Below are 13,720 nucleotides of genomic sequence, written 5' to 3' on the forward strand. Positions count from 1 at the left end.
GGCCGGCCCGTCCTACTGCGGCCGGACGACCTTCCGGACGAACGCGACCTCCGCCGCCGTCTGCCGGATCGTCTCCGCGACCACGAGCGACCCGTGCCCGGCGTCGTACCGGTACACCTCGTACGCCGCGCCGCGCGCCGCCAGGCGCTCCAGGTAGTTGTCGATCTGCCGGATCGGGCAGCGCGGGTCGTTCTCACCCGCCAGCACCAGCACCGGCGCGCGCACCGCGTCCACGTAGGTCAGCGGCGAGCACTCGCGGTACCGGTCGGGAACGTCCTCCGGCGACCCGCCGAACAACGCCCGGTCGAACGCGCGCAGCGGCTCCATCTCGTCCTCGTAGGCGGCCAGGTAGTCCGCCACCGGCACGCCCGCGACGCCCGCCGCCCACCGCTCCGGCTGGGTGCCCAGCGCCAGCAGGGTCAGGTACCCGCCCCACGACGCGCCGTTGACCACGCACCCCGCCGGGTCCGCGAACCCCGACGACACGGCCCAGTCGTGCACCGCCGCCACGTCCTCCAGCTCGGTCAGGCCCGGCCGGCCCTCGATCGCGTCCCGCCACGCCGAGCCGTAGCCGGTCGAGCCCCGGTAGTTGACGTGCACCACCGCGTACCCGGCGTCCAGCCACACCGCGCGGTAGGCCGAGAACCGGTCCTCGTCCGCCGAGTGCGGGCCGCCGTGCAGGCTGAACACCGTCGGCAGCGGACCGTCCGGCGCACCCCCCGGACGTGCCACCAGCGCGTGCACGTCACCGACGAACACGTCCTGAAGCTCGACGGAGGGAGCCGCCCGGTGCCCCTGCGGCGCGAGCAGCACGCGCTCGTCGCCGTCCACGTCCAGCACCCGCACCACACCCGGCTGCGCGCCCGACGACCAGGAGAACTCGACCGCGCCGTCCGGCCGCGCGGACGCCGACCCGACCGTGCCGTGCGGGGTGTCCAGCGCGGTCAGCACCCCGGTGCCCAGGTCGTAGCGGTGCAGCGTGTTGCGCGCCTGGAAGGTGTGCACGACCAGCAGCGCCTTCGCGTCCTCGAACCAGTCGGCGCTGATCTCGCCGGGCAGGTCGATCGGGACCTCGGTCTCGGTGTCGGCCGCGACGTCCCAGATCAGCAGCTCCTCGCGGCCCCGGCGCTCGTGCAGCACCAGCAGCCGGTTGTCGCCGGGCAGCGGGCTGAACGCGATGGCGTCCAGGCCCTTGCCCGGACCGTCCCACTTCTCGGCGACCGCCTCGCCGGTCGGCGTGATGACGCGCAGCGCCGTGTGCCGGTTGTCACCGTGCTCGGAGTGCGCCAGCGCGAGCAGCGTCTCGTCCTTGGACAGCGCGGCGACACCGCCGTCGTTCTCGTGCGCGTAGACCACCTCGGCCGGGCCGCCGTCGCGCGCCACGTAGACCGTCGTGCCGTCGTCGGTGGAGGTGCCGACGGCGACCAGCCCGTGCCCGATCTCCAGGCCCGCCGGGTAGCCCGCCGGCACGCCCTCGACGGCCGGCCGGGCGTCTTCGCCGGCGTCGAACGGCTCGCTGACCCACACGCCGAACTCGTCGCCGTCGCTGTCGGCGAACCACCAGATCGTCTCGCCGTCCGGGCTGAGCGCGGCGTGCGAGGTGCCGTTCGGGCGGTCGGTGACCTTGCGGTGGGTGTCCGCGCCGCGATCCCAGGCGTAGATCTCCCAGACCCCGCTGGAGTTCGACAGGTAGAGGCTGCGGTCCGGGGCGTCGTCCGCCCACCCGGGCAGGCTGACCCTCGGCGCGGTGAACCGGTCCCGCCAGCGGGTTTCGGCTTCGGTGTCGTCGAACAGCGGGTCGGGGACAGCGGCGGTCGGGTGCGTCGTCACACCCCCGATCCTGCCGGCTGGCGAGCCGTGCCCAGGTTCGCGGTGACCAGGTAGTAGTCCAGCAGCCCGCGCCCGGCGGCGCGGGCGTAGTTGCGGTCCCACCGGTCCGGCTGGTCGCCGAGCGCGAGCCACCGGTCCAGCCCGGTCCAGACGTGCTCGCCGATGCTGTCCGCGCGCACGTCCACGAACCCGGCGGCGCGCAGGTCGGCGGCGAACCGGCCCACCGGGTGGGCCAGGTCGAGGCCGGTGGCGAAGGTCTCCAGGAGCGCGGCGAGCTGCGGCCCGAGACCCTCATGGCAGGCGAAGAACGTGGTGACGGCCAGCCGCCCGCCGGGCACGAGCACCCGCGCGGCCTCGCGGGCGAAACCGGTCAGGTCCTCGAAGTGCTGCGCGGCCTCGACCGAGAGCAGCCGGTCGAAAGCGTTGTCGGGCAAGGGGATGTCCGACGCGGAGCCGGCGGTGAAGGTGGCCCCCGGCGTGTTCTCCCGGGCGCGGGCGACCTGCTGCGGGACCAGGTCGAGGCCGTGCAGGCTGCGGGGGTTGCGCAGCAGCACCTCGCGCGCGCCCCGACCCCGACCGCAGCCGACCTCCAGGACGCGGTGGTCCGGGGTGAGGGCGAGGTGGTCCAGGACGAGGTCGTAGAGGGCGCGTTGGGAAGCGGTGCGCTGGTCGACGGTGAGCGTGCCGCCGAGCGGGATGCCCGCCCAGTACCCGAAGTTGATGAAGCCGCCGGTGAACACCGGCCGTTCGGCGAGGTCGCCTGTCCCGTAGAGCCGGCGGAGTCCCTCGCGCGTCACGTCGTCAGCCATGCCGCCGATCGTGCCGCGCCGTCCGGGACGACCGCGTGGTACTGGTCCCTAGTCGAGTTCCTCGGCGAAGATCTGGTCCATCTTGTGCGAGGCCCGGGAGAGCGAGTTCACGGCGAGCCCGATGAGGGCGAGCACGAGCCCGGCCACGACACCGGCGACGGGGGAGGCGAGCACCGTGACGACCCCGGCCAGGCCGGCGGCGACCATGCCCCAGGCGACGAGGTGGACCCAGTTGCCGGAGGTCGGCTTGATCGCGGAGACGATGCTCATGTGCGGCTCTCCTACCGTGGAAGCGTCTGTGACCGACGTGATGCTTCGTCTTCGCGTCGATCTAGACCGTCGTTACGTTGCGTGAGTTGAACCGTCAATCATCACTCATTCGGTGTAACAGAAAGTGACATTTGCTCGTAGTGCGTTCCACGTTACGTCGGAATACGGCTACAAGGACGAAAGTTCACTCCATCGTGCGACCTAGCCCACGGCGAGTAGGCAAACGCAGCGAGTGACACCCATTGCTCCATCCGAGCGGACTTCTGGGCGGTCCCATCTCGGACCTGCCGGGGTTGGCGCGCTACCGAGTCACCCGCACCCGGGCAACTCGAATCGCCACCAACGCCCCACCCGTGATGAAGAGTCGGACGACGTTGACCCGGTGCCAGGTGCGCAACAACGCGGCCCGCTCGGCGTCGGACGGCACGCGCTCGACGAAGAACAGCGGCAGGTTGACGTTGCGGACGAGCCAAGCCGTCAGCCCGACTCCAACCCCGGACCCGACCACCGCCGTGACCAGCCACCCCCGACCACGCGCCGCTCCCCAAGCCGCAACGGCCCCGACAAGAACCGCAGGAAGCGTCCCAGGAGCCCCCACGGCGTAGTACCGCACCGGACTGCCACTTCCGAGGGGTGACACCTTCCCGGTTCGCTGAGCCATCCGGTCGGGCACCTTGGCAAGGGCCTCGTACAGGTTCCCGAACCACCACTGGGCGTGCCCGACCTCGGCCAGGCGCAACGCACGGGCGGCAACACGACGGGAGCGAGCCGAGACCATGCCACCGAGTCTGGCAGCAGCGATGTGGCGCTGTGCTTGCAGAGTGCGGACAAACCCGGATAGCGGGTCCGATACCTGGCCCCCGAAACCCCAGGGCCGGTCCACTGCTCTCGGTGCAGGCTAGGGCAGCCCTGTCGCTCTTCCGAGACTGGGTCAGACCGAATCGAAATGAGGGTGCCGGCGGGTAGAGTCCCAGCTCAGCAAGTGTTCTCCCCGCACACGCGGGGGCGGTTCCTGGTCCGCGTCCTGCGGGCGACGCCGAACCGGGGTCCGTCGAGAAGGCGGGACACCTGACGCGGTCGCAGCCCGAATAGAATCGGGCGTCTACGGGTAAAATTCCAGCTAGCGACGCCTCTTCCCCGCACACGCGGGGGTGATCGTCAAAATCTGGCCAGGCCGCAGGTTGCCGGTGCCTTCCCCGCGCGAGCGGGGGTGGTCGCCTCCTTCGGCAGTCAAGGGAACCTGCCAGAACCGCGCCGATGGCCGAGGGGAGAATCAGTGACCAGCGCACGGCGGCTCGACGGCTACACGGTGGAGGACTGGGAGAGTGTCACCCCTGAACCGGGTCATCGGATCGAGCTGCACGCCGGGCGGTTCGTGGTGAGCGCCGCGCCCGCCGTGGGCCACCAGCGCATCGCCGATCGCCTTCAGTCGTTGCTGGACGACGCTGTCACCGACAGCGGCATGGAAGCGGTCACCGCCGTGGGTGTTCGCGTCGCTCCACAGGTCGGCTACATCCCCGATGTGGTGGTGTGCACCGAGGTGCTGCCTGGTGATACGACCAATGTCGACGTGGTCCTGGTGGCATTGGCGATCGAAGTCGTCAGCCCATCGACCAGGCAGACCGACCGGCTCACCAAGCCGGCCGCGTACGCCGCCGCCGGCGTACCCGCGTTCTGGCGGGTGGAGATCAGCGACGAAACCCAGCCGGTGATCTACTGCTACCGCCTGGACCAGGGTGCCTACGTGGAAACCACCACACTCCGGGCGGGCACGGCTGGCACCGTTGACATTCCAGGCGGAGCCACGATTACCTTCGACCCGGCCGCGCTCACAGGACGACGCCAGCGCCAGAAGGATCGATAAGCCCTACCCAATCGGACACGGAGTTCAGAAGCACCGTAAGCGCTGTCCAGCACCTTACGGGTGCACTTGAACGCGGGTACTGACCTCAATGCGTAGTTCACTAGTACGTAGGGCACAGGTGCTTGCGCACGACCGCGAGTACCCGCTCGGCAACCTCCAGCCCGAATCCGTTGCTGGCGTCTGGCGCGATGAACCTGCGGTTCGTCAAGTCGACCAGCCTCGCCTGGTCGCCAGGGTGTTCCCTTACTGAACTGCACTGGTTGCGGCCCCGGTTGACGGCCTTATCGAGGTTGTCCTCGTCCACGAGACGCGGATCGATCGCCCGCAACTCGTCCAGGTAGGCCGCTTTTGTGCCTGCATCCGGCTCCGGTGGGATGCCGGCCGCCGCGGGCGCCGAGGACATCGCCGCCGCGTCGCTCGACGGTGCGATCACGCTGGATGTGGGCGCTGCTCCGCCCCCTGTGCTGCCACAGCCTCCTACCAGTGCGAGCACCCCACAGATCACCGGTACCGCCGTTCGCATCATGCCAAGTGCGTCGCCGAGCAGGAGTGGAGTGTTACCGCCCGATCGCCAGCTATAACCCGATAGTCGTGCCGTCTACGAGGTGTCTCCCCTCGTAGACGAGGCGACCTCTGGTCGGGTACCAATCCCATTGCCAGATGCTGGAGACGTCCCGCCTTCCCCGCAACCGGTCCATGACCAGCGAACTCCTTACCAAACATGCGAGGCGGGCGGTTGCTGCTTGCGGCGACGAACGTCCGCCACACGGCCGGCACTGGAACCGTACGACCGCGTCGAGGGCGAGATCCTGGCATTCCTTGCCCGCGTCGGTCAGCACCTGATTCCTGAACGCGTCTGCTTCGATGAAGTCGTCGCCGCGCAAGTCCCCGGCGACCTCGTTAGGCAGCGCATGGGTAAGCCCACGGCCGGGCATCTGCTCCTCGGGGCAGCGTGGTGTGGAACCCCGCCGGCAACAGCCGAAGGCCGTCGACTGGAGCTCGCGCCTCGCGGGGCACAGCGGCACGTCGGTCACGGAGGCGGTGGACCGTCACCGTGCCCGGCCGATGATCCAAGACGGCGCGACCGCCGTGAACCAGATCTCCCGGTCGCCGAGGCTCAGTCACGCAGTTAGTCACGCAGATACACGTCAGGCCCGGTATGTCTTGCGACATACCGGGCCTGATCTGGTCGGGGTGACAGGATTTGAACCTGCGACCTCTTCGTCCCGAACGAAGCGCGCTACCAAACTGCGCCACACCCCGGTCTTGCTCTCGAACGAGGAGAACTCTACCTGACGTTCCCACCGACTCCGAACCGGGTATCCCTTTCCGTCCCAGACCCCGTCTGACCTGCGACTTCGGTCCTCGCCACGAGGGTCAGCAGGCTGGCCTCGGGTGGGCACGCGAAGCGGACCGGGGCGTACGGGGACGTGCCGAGACCCGCCGAGACGTTCAGCCACATGTGCGCGCCCCACCTCGACACGCCTCGCGCGCGGGAGCGGTCCAGGTCGCAGTTGGTCACCAGGGCTCCGTAGCCCGGGATGCGCAGTTGGCCGCCGTGGGTGTGGCCGGCCAGCACCAGGTCGTAGCCGTCCGCCGCGAACGGGTCCAGGACGCGGGGTTCCGGGGAGTGGGTCACGCCCAACCGCAGCGCGGCCTGGGGGACCGGGCCCGCGATGTCCTCGTAGCGGTCGCGTTTGAGGTGCGGGTCGTCGAGGCCTGCTGCGAAGACGGACTGGCCCCCGACCGTGAACGCCTCGCGGGTGTGCGTCAGGTCCAGCCAGCCGTGTTCGACCATCGCCGCGCGCAGGTCGCGCCACGGCAGGGAGATCCCGTGGATCCGCTTCGTCTTGGACGACGGCAGCAGGTACCGGACCGGGTTCTTGGGACGCGGCGCGAAGTAGTCGTTGCTGCCGAACACGAACACGCCCGGCCGGTTGAGCAGCGGGCCCAGCGCGCGGATGACGGCCGGCACGGCCTGCTTGTGCGCCAGGTTGTCGCCCGTGTTCACGACCAGGTCCGGCTCCAGCTCGTCCAGCGCCGCCACCCACCGCTGCTTGGACTTCTGGCCGGGCAGCATGTGCAGGTCGGAGATGTGCAGCACGCGCAGCGGCGCGGAACCCGGCGCCAGCACCGGGACCGTGGCCCGGCGCAGCGTCCAGTGCCTCCGCTCGATCCCGGCCGCGTACGCGACGGTGGCGGTACCGAGGGCGGTCGTGGCGAGGAGGGCGCGGCCGAACGTGTTCACGGTTGCGAGGGTAGGGGGTTGACCGATTCGGGTCGCAGCGTGGTGCCCGGTAACGTTTGCCCACATGGCGGAGCTGAAGGCGCGGTTGCAGGCCGATCTGACGACGGCGATCAAGGGGCGGGAGACGGTCCGGGCGGGTGCGCTGCGCATGGCGCTGGCCGCGATCACCACCGAAGAGGTCTCCGGCAAGACCGCGCGCGAACTCGGCGACGACGAGGTGCTGCGGGTGATCACCCGCGAGGTGAAGAAGCGCCGCGAGGCCGCCGAGGCGTTCGCCGGCGCGGGCCGCACCGAGCAGGCCGAGCTGGAGCAGGCCGAGTCCGCGGTGCTGGAGGGCTACCTGCCCGCCCGGCTGGACGACGCCGAGCTGACCGCGATCGTGGACGCCGCCGTCGCGGAGGTCGCCGCCGCGCTCGGCGAGCAGCCCGGCCAGCGGCAGATGGGCCAGGTCATGAAGCTGGTCAACGCGAAGGTCGCCGGACGGGCCGAGGGCGGCACGGTGGCCGCCGCCGTGAAGTCCCGCCTGGCCTGAGCGCACCCACCCGCCGGCGACGCGACGAGGGAGCGCGCCAAGCCGGCCACGACCACGGCCCAGGCCGTCGTCACCGGGGCGGTGGGTCGGTCGGGATGGTGATCTGCGGCGGGTCGCCCGGCCGGCCGCCGGGTGGCGGTTCGACCGGTGGCGGCGGGGTGGTCGGGTCGGCGGGCTGCGGCGGCGGGACGTACCCCGTCGACACGAGCAGGGTCACGATCGTGCCGCGCAGCGCGCTGCCGCGCGGGGTCTGGCTGACCACGGTCCCCTTGGGCTGCTCGGAGTTCCGGTTCGCCGTGGTGACCTTGTACCCGGCCTCCTCCAGGATGCGGGTGGCGTCGTTGACCTGCCTGCCCACCACCTCGGGGATCTGGATCTCCTTGCCGCCCTTGCGGTAGCGGTCCTCGACGGGCGGCAGGTCGCGCGGCGGCAGGGGCTCGTGGACCTTCACCATGGTGTCGAACCACGTCCTCGCGGGCACGGTGCCGCCGTAGATGTCGCCCTCCCCGCACAGCCTCGGCGGCCCGCCGTTGACGCAGATGCCGCGCGGGGTGGTGCCGTCGTTGAACGTCTGCACGGAACCCGCGTAGTCCGGGGTGGCCCCGATGAACGCCGCCGACTTGTAGTCCTCCGTGGTGCCGGTCTTGCCGAGCATCGGCCGGCTCCACTTGGCGTTGCGCGCGGCCACGGCCGCCGTGCCCGAGCCCTGGTCGTCCTTGCTCATCCCGGTCGCCAGGCCGTTCGCCAGACCCTCGGCCACCACCTGCTCGCACGGTGCCTCGTTGACCGGGACGGCTTTGCCGTTGCGGTCGAGCACCGCCATGATCGGCGTCGGCGGGCACCACACCCCGCCGCTCATGATGGTCGCGGCCACGTTCGCCAGCTCCAGCGTGCTCACCGGCGCGGGGCTGAGGGTGAAGGAGGCGTTGCCGCCGTTGGACTTGTAGAACTCGGTCTGCGAGATCCGCAGCTGCTTGTCCTTGGCCTTCGGGTCGGGCCGGGTGCCGGCGATGTTGGTGGCCATGGTCTCGCGCATCCCCAGCCGGGACGCCATGTCCACCACCGGGTCCATGCCCAGCTGCTCCTCCAGGATCACGAACCCGGTGTTGGGCGAGGTCTGGAGCGCGGTCTGCAACGTCATCTGCGGCGGGTAGTTGGAGGTCGCGTTGCCCAGGCAGTACCACCGGGTGCCGGGTTCGCCGGTGGACGGGCACCGCTCGCCGCCGCCCTTGAACACCCGCGACACGTGCGAGTTCGGCGTGGACATGGTGTTCTCGATGCCCATGCCCTTCTCCAGCGCCGCCGCCGCCGTGAACACCTTGTAGACGCTGCCCGCGCCGAACTTGTTCTCCACACCGGACGGCAGGTCGTAGGTGGTCTGGAACTGGTCGGCCTTCAGGCCGTAGTCGCGGTTGGCGACCAGCGCCACCACCTCGTGCTTGTCCCGGCCCGGCCGGACGATCGCCATCGCGTTGGCGATCCCCTCGGTGTCCTTGGCGACCTGGCCCTCGGCGGACTCCTTGGCCTGCTTGGTGATCGTGCGGTCCAGCGTGGTCTGGATCGTGTAGCCGCCGTTCTTGAGCTGCTCCAGGCTGAAGCCGTTGCGCTCCAGGTAGGTCACGACGTAGGAGCAGAAGAACCCGTTCTCCGGGCCCGCGCCGACGCAGCCGTTGGGCGGGGTGCGGACCGGTTCGGCCAGGCCGAGCGGCTCCTTCTTGGCGGCCTCGGCGGCGTCGCGGGACAGCTTGTCGTTCTCGACCATCTTGTCGATCACCTGGTTGCGCCGCTCCAGCGCCTTCTCCGGGAAGACCTCCGGGTTGAGCGCGGACGGGCTGTTGACCATGCCGGCCAGCACGGCGGCCTGCGGCACGGTCAGCGCGTCGGGCGTGGTGTTGAAGTACGCCTGGGACGCGGCGGCGATGCCGTAGATGGTCGAGCCGAACGGCACCACGTTGAGGTAGCGGGCCAGGATTTCGTCCTTGCCGAGTTTGCGTTCGAGCTGCAACGCGATGCGCGCTTCACGGGCCTTGCGCGCAATTGTCTGCTCTTGTGCTTTCTGTTGCTCGACCTGGTTGTTCCGTGCAACCACGTGCACGAGGTAGTTCTTCACGTATTGCTGAGTGAGCGTGGAGGCACCCTGCGTGACGGCCCCGCTGAACTGGTTGGTCAGCCCGGCCCGGATCGTGCCCCGCCAGTCGACGCCCTCGTGTTCGTAGAAACGTCGATCTTCGACCGACACGAGGGCGGCCTTCATCGACGCGGCGATCTTGTCCGGTGGGACCAGCACCCGGTACTGGTCGTACAGGTACGCGATCGGTGCCCCGTCCTTGTCCGTGATCGTGGAGATCAGCGGCGGGTCGGTGGTCACGAGATCTGCGGAGATGCTGTCCACCGTGTCGCTGGCTCTGTTCGAGACCAACCCCAGCGAGCCCACGACGGGGAACATCATGCCTGCCAGCAACACGCCCGCCAGCAGACACAGTCCGAGCAGTTTCAGCACGCCGTTCCTGGCTCGCATGGACTTGAGCGTAGCGGGGACCTGAACGGGTGATCAGCATCGCGCAACCTTCATTACCCAGGATGAGTACTCGTACTCAAGACAGGTAACAGGTGGGCAACCCAGGGTTGGAGGTGGAACCGGAAGGCTCTACAGTCCGTCACTGTCCAAGACAGCAGCCGACGGCACGACCACTCGATGTGGGGAGCCTACGGCATCCGCGGCAGGGGTGTGGCGGATTTAAAAGAGTCTGGGCACTGTGTGAACTGAGGTGGGGGTTATGCAGCAGCAGGGGGATTGGCGCATCAACGCCTCGTGCCGGGACGAGGAGCCGGACCAGCTCTTCGTCCGAGGTGCGGAGCAGCGCAAGGCCAAGGTGGTGTGCCTGGGGTGCCCGGTGCGCACCGAGTGCCTCGCCGAGGCGCTCGACAACCGGATCGAGTTCGGCGTCTGGGGCGGCATGACGGAGCGGGAGCGTCGAGCGCTCCTGCGCCGCCGCCCCGACGTCACGTCCTGGCACGAACTCCTGGACACCGCGCGCCAGGAGCACACCGAGGAGAAGGTCGGGTAGTCACTCGCCCGCGAGCCGCCGGCCGATCTCGTGCAGACCGCCCAGGTCGTGCACGTCGGCCGGCAGCGCGGGCACGCCCACGAGAGGGACACCCGGGTGCGCGCGGGTGAACCGCGCGAGCAGTCGCTTCTCACGATCGGCGACGGCCACGCGGTCCGCGTGCACGCGGAGCACGGCAGCGGCCAGCGGAGCCTCCCCGGAGCGCTCCAGGCGGTCGGCAGCCGCGAGCGCGCCCGGTGCGGGCAGGGAGGCCAGCACCGGGTGCGTCCGGTTGGCGACCAGGCCGTTGATCGGCATGTCCTCGGCCGAGAGCCGCTCCACGAAGTAGCTGGCCTCGCGCAGCGCGTCCGGTTCGGCGGCGGCGATCACCAGGAAGCCCGTGCCGGGTGAGCGCAGCAGCTCGTAGGTGGCCTGCGCGCGCTGCCGGAAGCCGCCGAACATGCTGTCGAACGCCTGCACGAACGTCGACGCGTCCTGGAGGAGCTGGCCGCCGATGATCGTGGACACGGCCTTGGTGAACATGCCGAACCCGGCGCCGACGATCTTGCGGATGCCCCGGCCGCCCGCCCGCGCGGGCGCGGACAGCATCCGGATCAGCTTGCCGTCGAGCACCGTCGACAGCCGCTGCGGCGCGTCCAGGAAGTCCAGGGCGCTGCGGCTGGGCGGGGTGTCCACGACGATCAGGTCCCACTCGTCCCGGGCCACGAGCTGGCCCAGCTTCTCCATCGCCATGTACTCCTGCGTGCCGGAGAACGACGTGGAGATCGTCTGGTAGAAGGGGTTCTGGAGGATCTGCTCGGCCCGCTCCCGGCCGGCGTGCTGCCAGACCATGTCGTCGAACGTCCGGCGCATGTCCAGCATCATCGCGTGCAGCTCGCCCTCGGGCTCGAACCCGTCGATCCGCACCGGGCGCGGGTGGTTGTCCAGCTCCCGAAGGCCCAGCGACTGGGCCAGCCGCCGCGCCGGGTCGATGGTGAGCACGACCGCGCGCCGCCCGCGCTCGGCGGCCCGCACCGCGAGCGCGGCGGCCGTCGTGGTCTTGCCGACCCCGCCCGAGCCGCAGCACACCAGCACCCTGGTCGCCGGGTTGTCCAGCAGCCCGTCCACGTCCAGCCGGTTCACCGCACACCTCGCCCGACCAGCACCTCGGCCAGCTCGTAGAGCGCCGCCACGTCCACGCCGTCGGTCAGCTCGGGCAGCTCGACGGTGGGCAGGTCGGCCTCGGCCAGCAGCTCCTTGGCGTCCTGCTCCATCCGCACCCGCACGGCGTGCTCCACGGTCTCGTCCACCAGGCCTGCCAGCACCTCGTCGTCCACGTCCAGGCCGCCCGCCGCGAGCCCGGCCCGCAGCCGGGCCGCATCCACCCGCCCGTCCGCCGCCGACGGCAGCGAGCGGGCCGGCAGGCGGGGCGTGCGGACCCGGTTCACGAACACCGCGCCGGGCCGCAGGTCGGCGGCGTCCAGGTCGGCCACGGCGTCCAGCGTCTCGCGGACCGGCATCTCCTCCAGCAGCGCCACCAGGTGCACCGCCGTGTCGCCGGAGTGCAGCAGCGTCACCACGCCGTCGCTCTGCCCCTTGATCGGCCCGACCTTCGCCAGGTCGGCCATCGCCCGGGTCACGTCCAGGAACCGGACCACCCGGCCGGTGGGGGGCGCGTCCAGCACCACCGCGTCGTACTCGTGCCGCCCGGTCCGGCCGGCGCGGCGCACGCACTCCTTGACCTTGCCGGTGAGCAGCACGTCCCGCAGGCCCGGTGCCAGCGTGGTGGCGAACTCGATGGCGCCCATCCGGCGCAGGGTCCGCCCGGCGAAGCCCAGGTTGTAGAACATGTCCAGGTACTCCAGCAGCGCCGCCTCCGGGTCGACGGCCAGCGCGCGCACCTCGCCGCCGCCGGGCGCGGACGCGATGCGCTCCTCGGAGTAGGGCAGCGGCGCGTGGTCGAACAGCTGCGCGATGCCCTGCCGGTTCTCGACCTCGACCAGCAGCACCCGCCGCCCGCCGGTGGCGAGCGCGAGTGCCAGCGCGGCGGCCACCGTCGTCTTGCCGGTGCCGCCCTTCCCGGTGACGACGTGCAGCCGGGCGCGGGTCAGTTCGTCGGTCCAGCCGTTCACCAGGTCAGCCTAAGTGCGCCTGCCCGGGACCCGCAGGCCACCGTCAGTCCATCATCGTGACGAAGACCACCGCGATGGCCGTCGCCGCGACGATCCCCCACGCCGCGACCGACGGCAGCACGTACGCGATGAGCACGGCCACCACCGCCACGACGGCCAGCCCGACCAGCCCCGCCCGCCACACGTCGGCACCCCGCGCGTTCTTGCGGTCGCGGGCCTGCGCCATGCCGACCAGCACCATGATCAGCCCGCCCAGCACGAACGAGCCCGCCGCGACGATCCGCCACGTCTCCACGTGATCAACGTAGCGCCGAAGCCCGGGGTTGCGCAGGGGTCACCCACACGATCGTGGTACGCACCCGCGCTCCTTCTTCGAAGTACCGCAGCGCGCCCTCGGCGGTGGCGGTGAGCATCCTCAGGTCGCCGCAGGTCGAGGTGACCTCCGCGTGGTCCTCGAACGCCATCCCCCACGCGGCCACCCAGTCCTCCTCGTCGTCCTGCTGGACGACGGCGAACAGGGCCGGCGCGAGCCGCGCCACGTCGATCCCGGTCATCCCTCGTCCTCCCCGGTGCGGTCCACCTCGGCCCGGCCCCCCGCCCGCCGGTCCCCGCGCCGGTCCTCGTCCTGGTCCCCGTCCTGGTCCTCGGTGGGGTGGTGGACCCGGCCCTCCACGACGACGTGCCCCCGTGCCTCGGCCCACCGCACCGCCTGCCAGCCGACGTCGAGCAGCACGACCCCGAGGTTGCGCGCCCACTGCTCGATCGACTCGGTGTAGTCGGTCGTGCTGCGGCCCCCGGTCTCGTCCAGGACCCTCGCGATGAACCGCTTGCACTCGTCCAGCGCGCGCCCGGCCCCGGCCGCCATCTCAAGCTCGTCGCGATCCATCCGCCCCGTCCCCGAATTGCCCCTCGAATGAGACGAGCCTAACATCTGTACTGTTCACAGCCGTGGAGTTCAGCCGGGTGAAGTCTGGTAGCGGATTATTGC

Annotated in this window: 15 protein-coding genes and 1 tRNA gene; 3 read left to right on the forward strand and 13 right to left on the reverse strand. The window is 70.6% G+C overall.

The genetic code is table 11. From position 1 onward, the window contains the following. Positions 1 to 12: 12 nt before the first annotated feature. The 4 genes from AB0I60_RS12080 to AB0I60_RS12095 form a co-directional block, all read right to left on the reverse strand. Positions 13 to 1,830, reverse strand: coding sequence for a prolyl oligopeptidase family serine peptidase (locus AB0I60_RS12080; protein ID WP_360728261.1), 1,818 nt, complete (start codon positions 1,828 to 1,830; stop codon positions 13 to 15). Then, positions 1,827 to 2,639, reverse strand: coding sequence for a methyltransferase domain-containing protein (locus AB0I60_RS12085; RefSeq protein WP_360728264.1), 813 nt, complete (start codon positions 2,637 to 2,639; stop codon positions 1,827 to 1,829). Before AB0I60_RS12085 ends, AB0I60_RS12080 begins: the two co-directional genes overlap by 4 nt. A 48-nt stretch (positions 2,640 to 2,687) precedes the next feature. Beyond that, complete coding sequence (locus AB0I60_RS12090) at positions 2,688 to 2,909, reverse strand: hypothetical protein (RefSeq protein WP_360728265.1); 222 nt, start codon at positions 2,907 to 2,909, stop codon at positions 2,688 to 2,690. Between the two features lie 301 nt (positions 2,910 to 3,210). After that, positions 3,211 to 3,417: a hypothetical protein gene (locus tag AB0I60_RS12095; RefSeq protein ID WP_360728268.1), complete on the reverse strand. Its 207-nt coding sequence runs from the start codon at positions 3,415 to 3,417 to the stop codon at positions 3,211 to 3,213. A 768-nt stretch (positions 3,418 to 4,185) separates the two neighbouring features. Here AB0I60_RS12095 and AB0I60_RS12100 point away from each other — a divergent pair. After that, positions 4,186 to 4,773: a Uma2 family endonuclease gene (locus tag AB0I60_RS12100; protein ID WP_360728270.1), complete on the forward strand. Its 588-nt coding sequence runs from the start codon at positions 4,186 to 4,188 to the stop codon at positions 4,771 to 4,773. A 100-nt stretch (positions 4,774 to 4,873) separates the two neighbouring features. Here AB0I60_RS12100 and AB0I60_RS12105 read toward each other — a convergent pair whose 3' ends face one another. The 3 genes from AB0I60_RS12105 to AB0I60_RS12115 all read right to left on the reverse strand — a co-directional run bounded on the left by AB0I60_RS12105 (position 4,874) and on the right by AB0I60_RS12115 (position 7,021). After that, complete coding sequence (locus AB0I60_RS12105; RefSeq protein WP_360728272.1) at positions 4,874 to 5,206, reverse strand: hypothetical protein; 333 nt, start codon at positions 5,204 to 5,206, stop codon at positions 4,874 to 4,876. A 753-nt stretch (positions 5,207 to 5,959) separates the two neighbouring features. Beyond that, a tRNA-Pro gene (locus tag AB0I60_RS12110) sits at positions 5,960 to 6,036 on the reverse strand. Between the two features lie 25 nt (positions 6,037 to 6,061). Further along, a complete protein-coding gene (locus tag AB0I60_RS12115) occupies positions 6,062 to 7,021 on the reverse strand; it encodes a metallophosphoesterase (protein WP_360728274.1) in 960 nt (319 codons plus the stop codon). Between the two features lie 64 nt (positions 7,022 to 7,085). Here AB0I60_RS12115 and AB0I60_RS12120 point away from each other — a divergent pair, with 64 nt between their 5' ends. Beyond that, complete coding sequence (locus AB0I60_RS12120; RefSeq protein ID WP_360728277.1) at positions 7,086 to 7,553, forward strand: GatB/YqeY domain-containing protein; 468 nt, start codon at positions 7,086 to 7,088, stop codon at positions 7,551 to 7,553. A gap of 70 nt (positions 7,554 to 7,623) precedes the next feature. Here the strand turns inward: AB0I60_RS12120 and AB0I60_RS12125 are convergent, their stop codons facing one another. Further along, on the reverse strand, positions 7,624 to 10,071 hold the full coding sequence (locus tag AB0I60_RS12125) for a transglycosylase domain-containing protein (protein WP_360728280.1): 2,448 nt from the start codon (positions 10,069 to 10,071) through the stop codon (positions 7,624 to 7,626). A 259-nt stretch (positions 10,072 to 10,330) separates the two neighbouring features. On the opposite strand from AB0I60_RS12125, the gene AB0I60_RS12130 reads away from it, so the two are divergent. Then, positions 10,331 to 10,621: a WhiB family transcriptional regulator gene (locus tag AB0I60_RS12130; protein WP_360728282.1), complete on the forward strand. Its 291-nt coding sequence runs from the start codon at positions 10,331 to 10,333 to the stop codon at positions 10,619 to 10,621. On the opposite strand, the gene AB0I60_RS12135 is transcribed toward AB0I60_RS12130, so the two are convergent. From AB0I60_RS12135 to AB0I60_RS12155, 5 genes are read right to left on the reverse strand one after another with little or no spacing between them, the layout of a single operon-like run. Beyond that, entirely contained in the window at positions 10,622 to 11,743 is a 1,122-nt protein-coding gene (locus AB0I60_RS12135) for an ArsA-related P-loop ATPase (protein ID WP_360728285.1), read from the reverse strand. Then, the gene (locus AB0I60_RS12140; RefSeq protein WP_360728287.1) at positions 11,740 to 12,732 is read right to left on the reverse strand and encodes an ArsA-related P-loop ATPase; all 993 of its coding nucleotides are present in this window, start codon (positions 12,730 to 12,732) and stop codon (positions 11,740 to 11,742) included. Before AB0I60_RS12140 ends, AB0I60_RS12135 begins: the two co-directional genes overlap by 4 nt. 43 nt (positions 12,733 to 12,775) lie before the next feature. Further along, a complete protein-coding gene (locus tag AB0I60_RS12145) occupies positions 12,776 to 13,027 on the reverse strand; it encodes a hypothetical protein (RefSeq protein WP_360728290.1) in 252 nt (83 codons plus the stop codon). 4 nt (positions 13,028 to 13,031) lie between these two features. Continuing rightward, on the reverse strand, positions 13,032 to 13,286 hold the full coding sequence (locus tag AB0I60_RS12150) for a hypothetical protein (protein ID WP_360728292.1): 255 nt from the start codon (positions 13,284 to 13,286) through the stop codon (positions 13,032 to 13,034). Continuing rightward, complete coding sequence (locus AB0I60_RS12155) at positions 13,283 to 13,618, reverse strand: hypothetical protein (protein WP_360728295.1); 336 nt, start codon at positions 13,616 to 13,618, stop codon at positions 13,283 to 13,285. Before AB0I60_RS12155 ends, AB0I60_RS12150 begins: the two co-directional genes overlap by 4 nt. Positions 13,619 to 13,720: the final 102 nt, after the last annotated feature.

The sequence above is a fragment of the Actinosynnema sp. NPDC050436 genome, from assembly GCF_040655415.1.
Taxonomy (GTDB): domain Bacteria; phylum Actinomycetota; class Actinomycetes; order Mycobacteriales; family Pseudonocardiaceae; genus Actinosynnema.